This window comes from Microbacterium sp. 13-71-7, from assembly GCF_002257455.1.
GTDB lineage: Bacteria > Actinomycetota > Actinomycetes > Actinomycetales > Microbacteriaceae > Microbacterium.
The window spans coordinates 20,578-27,535 of sequence record NZ_NCKN01000023.1; the positions used below are offsets into that span (position 1 = coordinate 20,578).

A 6,958-nucleotide genomic window follows, 5' to 3' on the forward strand; every position below is an offset into this window, starting at 1 on the left:
GTGCGGATCCGGCTCCGGATCCAGGTCGTTTCAGGGCCGCTCCAGCACGAGGGCGCCGTTGTGGCCGCCGAAGCCGAAGGACGGGGAGAGCACGCGGCGCATCGGGCCGACATCGCGCGCGGCGCCGCGCACGATGTCCCAGTCCGCGAACTCCGGGTCGTCGAGGTTGAGGGTCGGCGGGATCAGGCCGGTCTGCAGGGTGCGGATCGCGAGGATCGCCTCGACGGCCCCCGAGGCGCCGAGGAGGTGCCCCGTGCTCGACTTCGTCGCGGTGAGCGGGATCGAGCGGGCACGATCGCCGAACACGGCGGCGAGGGCCGCGAGCTCGGCCGCGTCCCCGGCCGGCGTGCCGGTTCCGTGCGCGTTGACGTGGTCCATGCCGTCGGCGGCATATGGATCGAGGCCGGCGTCGGCCAGCGCGGCGGCGACGGCCTGGGCGGCCCCGCGGCCCTGCGGATGCGGAGCGGTGGCGTGGTGCGCATCGCTCGACTCGCCGAACCCGGCGAGCACGGCGCGCGGCTCTGCGCCGCGATCGCGGGCGACGTCCTCGGCCTCGAGCAGCAGGGCCGCGGCGCCCTGGGACATCACGAAGCCGCGGCGTCCGCGGTCGAACGGGCGGCTCGCCGCGGTCGGATCCGCCTCGTATCCGCTCGCGAGCGCCCGCAGGTTCGCGTTCGCCGCGAGGTTGACCGCGTTGAGGCAGTCCTCCATGCCGACCACGAGCACGGCGTCGGCGTAGCCGTGCCGGATGCGGCGCAGCCCCTCGCCGAGCCCGATCGCGCTCGAGGCGCACGTCGCGGTCACGCCGTGCGCGGTGCCGCGCGCGCCGTACCGCTCGCTGAGCTGCGCCGCCGCCGCGTCCGGAGCGCCGTGCACGACGACGCTCAGCGGCACGCCGCGCGGACCGCGCGCGTCGAGGGCGCGGGTGGCGGCCTGCATCGCGTCGACCGGACCGGATCCGGTCGCAACGAGGACGGCCGTGCGCGTCGGGTGCCACGGCAGGTCGGCGCCGGCGCGCAGCGCGGCGGGGTCGATGCCGGCGTCGGCGAGGGCCTGGTCCGCGGCGGCGATCGCCCAGAGCTGCACGGGGCTGAGGCGGCGGCTCAGCGGCGGATCCACGATCCCGGTCGCGTCGAATCCGCGGATCCTGCCGCCGATCCGCACGGCGAGACCCTGGAACTCCGGTTCGTCGAGGGCCGTGATGGCACTGCGGCCCGAGGCGACCGCGTCCCAGAGCGAGGGGACGTCGAGTCCGCTCGGCGTGATCGCGCCGAGCCCCGTGACGAGGACGCGCCGCTCCGCGCCGGTCACAGCCGCACCGCCTCGCCGGATGCGACCAGCGCCGCCGCGGCGGGGCGGCGGATCTTCCCGCCCGCCGTCCGCGGCAGGCGCGGCACGCGGTACCAGCGCCGCGGCACGAACTGCGGTGCGAGCCGGTCGCGCGCCCACGCCTGCAGGTCGGCCTTGGGGAGCGGCGCGTCCGGCCCGTCCTCGACCACGAGCGCCACCACGGCGCCGAGCCGTGCGTCGGGCAGGGCGACCGCGCACACGGCGCCGAGCCCGGGCATCGCCTCGAACGCGCGGTCCACCTCGGGCAGTGAGACCTTGTGCCCGCCGGTCGCGACGATGTCGCCGGCGCGTCCGGCCAGCTGCAGCCGGCCGCCCACCAGGCGGCCCATGTCGTGCACGGTGGCCCAGCCGTCCGGCGCGCGCAGCACGGCGTCGGTGGTCGCCGCGAGGTAGCCGTCCGAGCAGGCGGCGGCGCGGATCCACAGCGTGCCGAGCTCGCCGTCCGGCACGGCGTCTCCCGCGTCGTCGCGGATCTCGGCCGCCACCTCGTCGTACACGTCGAGCAGCGTGCCGTCGCCCCCGCGGCTGTCCCCGATGAAGCCGATCTCGGCGGCGCCGTAGTAGCTGATCAGGCGCACGTGCGGCAGCGCCGCGGCGAGGCCCTCGCGCAGCACGGAGGGCAGGTTCGCCCCGCCGGTGATCACGAGCTCGAGCCGGGCGAACGCGGGCGGATCCCGGCGTGCGGCATCGACGAGCACCTGCACCACGGCCGGGACCGCGACGATGCGGGTGATCCGCTCCGCGGCGACGCGGCGGGCGAGCTGCGCGGCGTCGAACGCGTCCGCGAGATGCGCCCCGCCGCCGGTCGCGAGGCACTCGATGAGCGCGTACAGCGTGAGGCTGTACGACAGCGGGCCCGGGGCGAGGGTCTCCACGCCCGGCAGCGGCTCGAGGTGCGCGCTCGAGACGGCGACGTTCTCGCGGTACTGCCGACGCGTCTTCAGGAACGCCTTCGGATCGCTCGTGGTGCCGGAGGAGAAGAGCAGCAGGAACGCCTCGTCGCCGTCGCGCACGGTCGGCGGATCCGCAGGGATCGTCGCCTGCTCGCGTTCCAGGAACTCCGCGAGCCCGAGCACGGTGCCGGTCCATCCCGCGGCGGCCAGGGCTGCGGCGAGCCCGGCGTCATCGCTGATCACGAGGCCGATCCCGGCGGCGGTGATGACGTGCATCCGGTGCGCGAGGGGCCAGTGCGGATCGATCGTGGCGGACACCGCGCGGTACCCGGCGAGGCCCGCGACGATCCGCGCGGCGTGGAAGGCGCTGGCGATGCTGACCGCGGTGATCGGGATGCCGCCGGTCTCGGGGGCGGGTGACGGGGGAGCGGCCTGCGCGCGATGCGCCGCGTCCACCACGGCGAAGGCGCGGCGCGAGTCCTCGACGAGTCCGGCGTAGTCGAGGGCGCCGTCGGCGCCCACGATCGCCTGCTGCGCCGGGTGCTGCACGGCGGTGGAGAGCACGGTCCTTGTGATCGGCATTCCCCGCCCTTCCCGTGACGCGTGCGCGCCGGCGCGGCCGGCTTCGCCGATCCAGTCTATGACCGGGTCGTGACCGCAGGACGGGGCGCTGGCGCACGACCGCCCCAGGTCAGTCCGCGGGCGTCCCGTCCTGCAGCAGGGCGACCGCGGACGCGAGCGTGTCGCCGTCCGGGATCCGCCCTTCGGGGCTCAGCAGCCAGAGGATCCCGAGGCCCTGCGAGAGCACGAACTCCAGCTGCGCCAGGGCGAGCGCCTGCTCGGGGGTCAGATCGGGATACGCCGCAACGAGGCCCTCTGCGACGCCCCGGTAGCCCTCCTCGACGGCGGCCTGCATCCGGGTCAGCGCGGCCGGATCCCGCATCATCCGCACCGCGTTCTCCATGCTGGCCAGCAGCGTCTCGCGGTTCGCGGCGAACACGTCGGGCATGCGGTTCCACAGCGCGGCGAATCCGGCGAGGCGCGGGAGGTCCTTCGCCTCCAGGATCGCGGCCTCCATGCCGTCGCCGATCCCGGTGCCGAGCGTCTCCAGGAGGGCCTCGGTGACGAGCTGCTCCTTGGAGCCGAAGTGGTAGCCGATCGCCGCGAGGCTGACTCCGGCCGCCTGGGCGATGTCGCGGGCCGTGGCGTTCGCGACGCCCCGTTCGACGATGACGCGGCGGGCTCCGGCGAGAAGGTCCTCACGATTCCCCATGCCGCCATCCTAAGGGTGTCTTGGACGCTTGTCCTAGACATGCGTTCCAGATTCCTGTAGACATACGTCTTAGACAAACGTCTAAATCATCCGCACGGAGGAGATCGCCATGTCCGCACCCCACGTCCTCGTCTCCGGCGCCGGTATCGCCGGCATCGCCACGGCCCTGCAGCTCGTCCGCGGCGGGATCCGCACCACGGTGGTCGAGCGCGCGCCCGAGCCGCGCCCCGGCGGCCAGGCCGTCGACCTGCGCGGAGCGAGCCGCGAGGCCGCGGAGCGGATGGGACTGATGCCGGGGATCAGCGCCCATCGGCTGCACGAGAAGGGGATGGTCTACGTCGACGGTCGAGGGCGGTCCTACGGGCGCATGCCGGTCGACCTCTTCGACGGCCGCGGCGCCGTCGCGGACGTGGAGATCGCCCGCGGGGATCTGAACCAGGTGCTGCTCGACGCGCTCGCGGAGGCGGACGCTGCGGCTCCCGGTCTCCTCTCCCTGCGCTACGGCGACCGGATCGAGGCGCTCGTGCAGGACGAGGCGGGGGTCGAGGCGCGTTTCGCCTCGGGGGGTTCGGGGCGCTTCGACGCGGTCCTCGGCGCAGATGGGGTGCACTCCGCCACCCGGCGCCTGGCGTTCGGGTCGGAGGAGCGCTTCGCCACCCGGCTCGGGGGCTACGCGGCGTTCTTCACGATGCCGACCCCTGTCGGCATCGAGGACGGCTGGTTCTCGATGCGGATCGTGCCCGGCGCGATGCTCGGGATCCGTCCCGACCGGGATCCGGCGACGTCCAAGGCGATGCTCACGCTGCGCGTCGGTCGCGATGCGGCGCTGCGAGGGGACCGCGCGGCGCAGGAGGCCCTGATCCGGCGCCTCCTCTCGGATGCCGGCTGGCAGGCGCCGGCCGTGCTCGCCGCGATGAGCGCGGCGGAGGACTTCTACTTCGACGAGCTCGCGCGCGTCGACGTGCCGGACCTCGTGAACGCCCGCGTGGCCCTCGTGGGCGACGCCGGGTACTGCGGGACCCCGCTCAGCGGCATGGGCACGGCGATGGCGCTGGTGGGCGCCTTCGTGCTCGCGGGGGAGCTCGTCGAAGCGCGCGCGGAGGACGTCCCTGCGGCGCTCGCCCGCTACGCGCGTCGGATCGAGCCGTTCATCGCCGACGGGAAGAAGATCCCGTTCGGCAGCCTGGAGCGCGCGGTCCCCACGACGCGTGCGGGCGCGGCGCTGGGACGGCTCACGACGCGCGTGATGCTGTCGAAGCCGTTCCTGCCGCTGATCACGCGCGCGTTCGCGGCGAACGCGACGGACGAGCTGCCGCTTCCGGATCCTGCGTCCGCACCCCTCGCGCGGTGAGGCGGTGACGGGCGTCCTTGACCTCTCTTGCCGTGCAAGCTAGCTTGTGAAGCATGACACCGGACGTCGGCGCGCAGATGCGCAAGGGCGTGGTCGAGTACTGCGTGCTGGGCCTGCTCGCACGCGGCCCGATGTACGGCTGGCACCTGTCGGAGCGGCTGATCGCCGAAGGCCTCATCGCGAGCATCGGCACGCTGTATCCGCTGCTGTCGCGGCTTCGGCAGAGCGGCTGGGTGCGGACGTTCGAGCGGCCTTCTGGCTCGGGCCCGGTGCGCCGCTATTACGAGCTCACGGATCGCGGGGTGCAGCAGCTCGCGCAGTTCAGGGCGTCCTGGACGCCGTTCGCACGCAGCGTGGCGGAGCTGATCGCCGAGGCACCGCCGCCGGCACCGATGACCGCAGAGAGGGAAGCATGACCGGGACCGAGGCGCAGAGCCTGCGCGAGGACTACCTGAACCGGCTCGACGCGGCCATCGCGGAACTGCCCTGGCGCGTCGCGAACGACCTGCGCAGCGGCATCGCGGAGGAGCTGGACGGGCTCGACGCCGCGGAGGTGCGGGCGCGTATCGCGCAGCTCGGGGATCCGGTGCGGATCGCCGAGGCCGCGCAGGACGAGACCGCATCGGCGCCGCCCGCTCCCGTGATCGTCGTGGCGCCCGCGCCGCCGTCGGCGTTCGGCGCCAAGCCGGCGATGGTCGACACGAAGTGGTTCGCGATCGTCGGCGCGCTCGTGCTCGGCTTCGGCTCTTTCGTGTTCCCGATCGGCGGGTGGGTCATCGGCGCGGCGCTGGTCACGTCGAGCCGGTTCTGGCGGCGCTGGGAGAAGGCCGTCGCGATCCTGCTGCCGTTCGTCGCGTGGGTGCTGATGTTCCTCCTCAGCGCCCTGCTGCGCGGGCTCTCGGTCTGGTCGTCCTCCGACTCCCGGAATCCGGTGATCCCCACCGCCTATGACCTGGCGAACGTCGCTCTCGTCCTAGTGGTCCTCATCCCGGCCGGCACGTTGTGGCTGCTCTGGCGCCTGCGGGGCCGGGACGCGCCGCTGCGCTGAGGCGACCCCGCCGACGCGGGCGCTCAGCCCGCCGCGTACACCTCGCGTCCCGCGAACCACGTCGACAGCACCCGCGCGTCGATGATGGCGTCGGCGGGGCCGCCGATCGCGTCGCGGTCCAGGACCACGAAGTCGGCCGACTTGCCGACCTCCAGGGATCCGGTCTCGGACGCGAGCCCCATCGCGACCGCCGCGTTGCGGGTGAACACCTGCAGCGCCTCCTCGGCCGTGATCGCCTGCTCGGGCCAGAGGGTCCCGGGCGCGCGGCGCAGCGGATCCGCCCTGGTCACGAGACCCTGGATGCCTTCGAGCGGGTTCGGGGACTCGCTCACCGGCCAGTCGGATCCGCCGGCGACGAGCGCCCCGGCGTCGATGAGGGCGCGGTTCGGCTGGGAGTGCTCTGCCCGCTCGCCGAGCACCTCGGCGAGCATCTGCGGGATGACGCCGGGGAACCAGATGAACGGGGAGATGTCGGCGACGACGTCGAGCGCGGCGAGGCGGGGGATGTCCTCCTCGGCGAGGAACTGCCCGTGCGCGATCTGGAGCGGCGTCGTGAAGCCCTCGGCGCGCAGCCGCTCCGCGACGTCGAGCACGAGACGGGCCGATCCGTCGCCGGTGCAGTGCACCTTGGCGCCGAGACCGCGTTCGGCGACCTGCCGCAGCCAGCCATACAGCTCGTCGAAGGTCATGATGGTCTCGCCGTGGAAGTGCGCTCCGTGCGCGGCGTCGGCGACGTAGGGCTCCAGGAACGAGGCGGTGCGTGCGGGCGGCACCCCGTCGAGGAAGATCTTCACGAAGTCGGGGCGGTGGTGCGCGGTGCGGAACTCCTCGCCGCGCGCGATGAGGGGGGATCCGATGGGGTCGAATCCGAAGATCTCGTCGTTGATGAGCAGCGACGACACGACCCAGGCGTCGAGCTCGCCGTCCGCGTCGAGGTCCCTGAGGGCCCCGAGGATGTCGGTGGAGACGCCGGCGTCCTGGAAGGACGTGATGCCGTAGCTGTTCGCGAGACGCACGCCGTGCGCCGACGCCGCCCTGTGCTG

Annotated in this window: 7 protein-coding genes; 3 read left to right on the forward strand and 4 right to left on the reverse strand. The window is 73.9% G+C overall.

Annotated elements, in window-relative coordinates:
• Window positions 1-30: 30 nt before the first annotated feature.
• The 3 genes from B7X32_RS03960 to B7X32_RS03970 form a co-directional block, all read right to left on the reverse strand.
• A complete protein-coding gene (locus tag B7X32_RS03960) occupies window positions 31-1,311 on the reverse strand; it encodes a beta-ketoacyl-[acyl-carrier-protein] synthase family protein (RefSeq protein ID WP_292716360.1) in 1,281 nt (426 codons plus the stop codon).
• Window positions 1,308-2,825 carry a fatty acid--CoA ligase family protein gene (locus B7X32_RS03965; protein WP_292716363.1) on the reverse strand — a complete coding sequence of 506 codons (1,518 nt, stop codon included), beginning with the start codon at window positions 2,823-2,825 and terminating at the stop codon, window positions 1,308-1,310. Before B7X32_RS03965 ends, B7X32_RS03960 begins: the two co-directional genes overlap by 4 nt.
• Before the next feature lie 109 nt (window positions 2,826-2,934).
• Window positions 2,935-3,516 (reverse strand): TetR/AcrR family transcriptional regulator, encoded by a 582-nt coding sequence (locus tag B7X32_RS03970; protein ID WP_292716366.1) that lies wholly within the window; start codon window positions 3,514-3,516, stop codon window positions 2,935-2,937.
• A gap of 109 nt (window positions 3,517-3,625) precedes the next feature.
• Here B7X32_RS03970 and B7X32_RS03975 point away from each other — a divergent pair, with 109 nt between their 5' ends.
• From B7X32_RS03975 to B7X32_RS03985, 3 genes are read left to right on the forward strand one after another with little or no spacing between them, the layout of a single operon-like run.
• Window positions 3,626-4,867, forward strand: coding sequence for an FAD-dependent monooxygenase (locus B7X32_RS03975; RefSeq protein ID WP_292716369.1), 1,242 nt, complete (start codon window positions 3,626-3,628; stop codon window positions 4,865-4,867).
• Between the two features lie 53 nt (window positions 4,868-4,920).
• Window positions 4,921-5,283, forward strand: a complete 363-nt coding sequence (locus B7X32_RS03980) for a PadR family transcriptional regulator (protein WP_292716372.1) — start codon at window positions 4,921-4,923, stop codon at window positions 5,281-5,283.
• Window positions 5,280-5,915 carry a hypothetical protein gene (locus B7X32_RS03985; protein ID WP_292716375.1) on the forward strand — a complete coding sequence of 212 codons (636 nt, stop codon included), beginning with the start codon at window positions 5,280-5,282 and terminating at the stop codon, window positions 5,913-5,915. The genes B7X32_RS03980 and B7X32_RS03985 overlap by 4 nt, the downstream gene beginning before the upstream one ends.
• A gap of 23 nt (window positions 5,916-5,938) precedes the next feature.
• Here the strand turns inward: B7X32_RS03985 and B7X32_RS03990 are convergent.
• The coding region (locus B7X32_RS03990) for an amidohydrolase family protein (protein ID WP_292716378.1) at window positions 5,939-6,958 on the reverse strand (1,020 nt) is incomplete at its 5' end.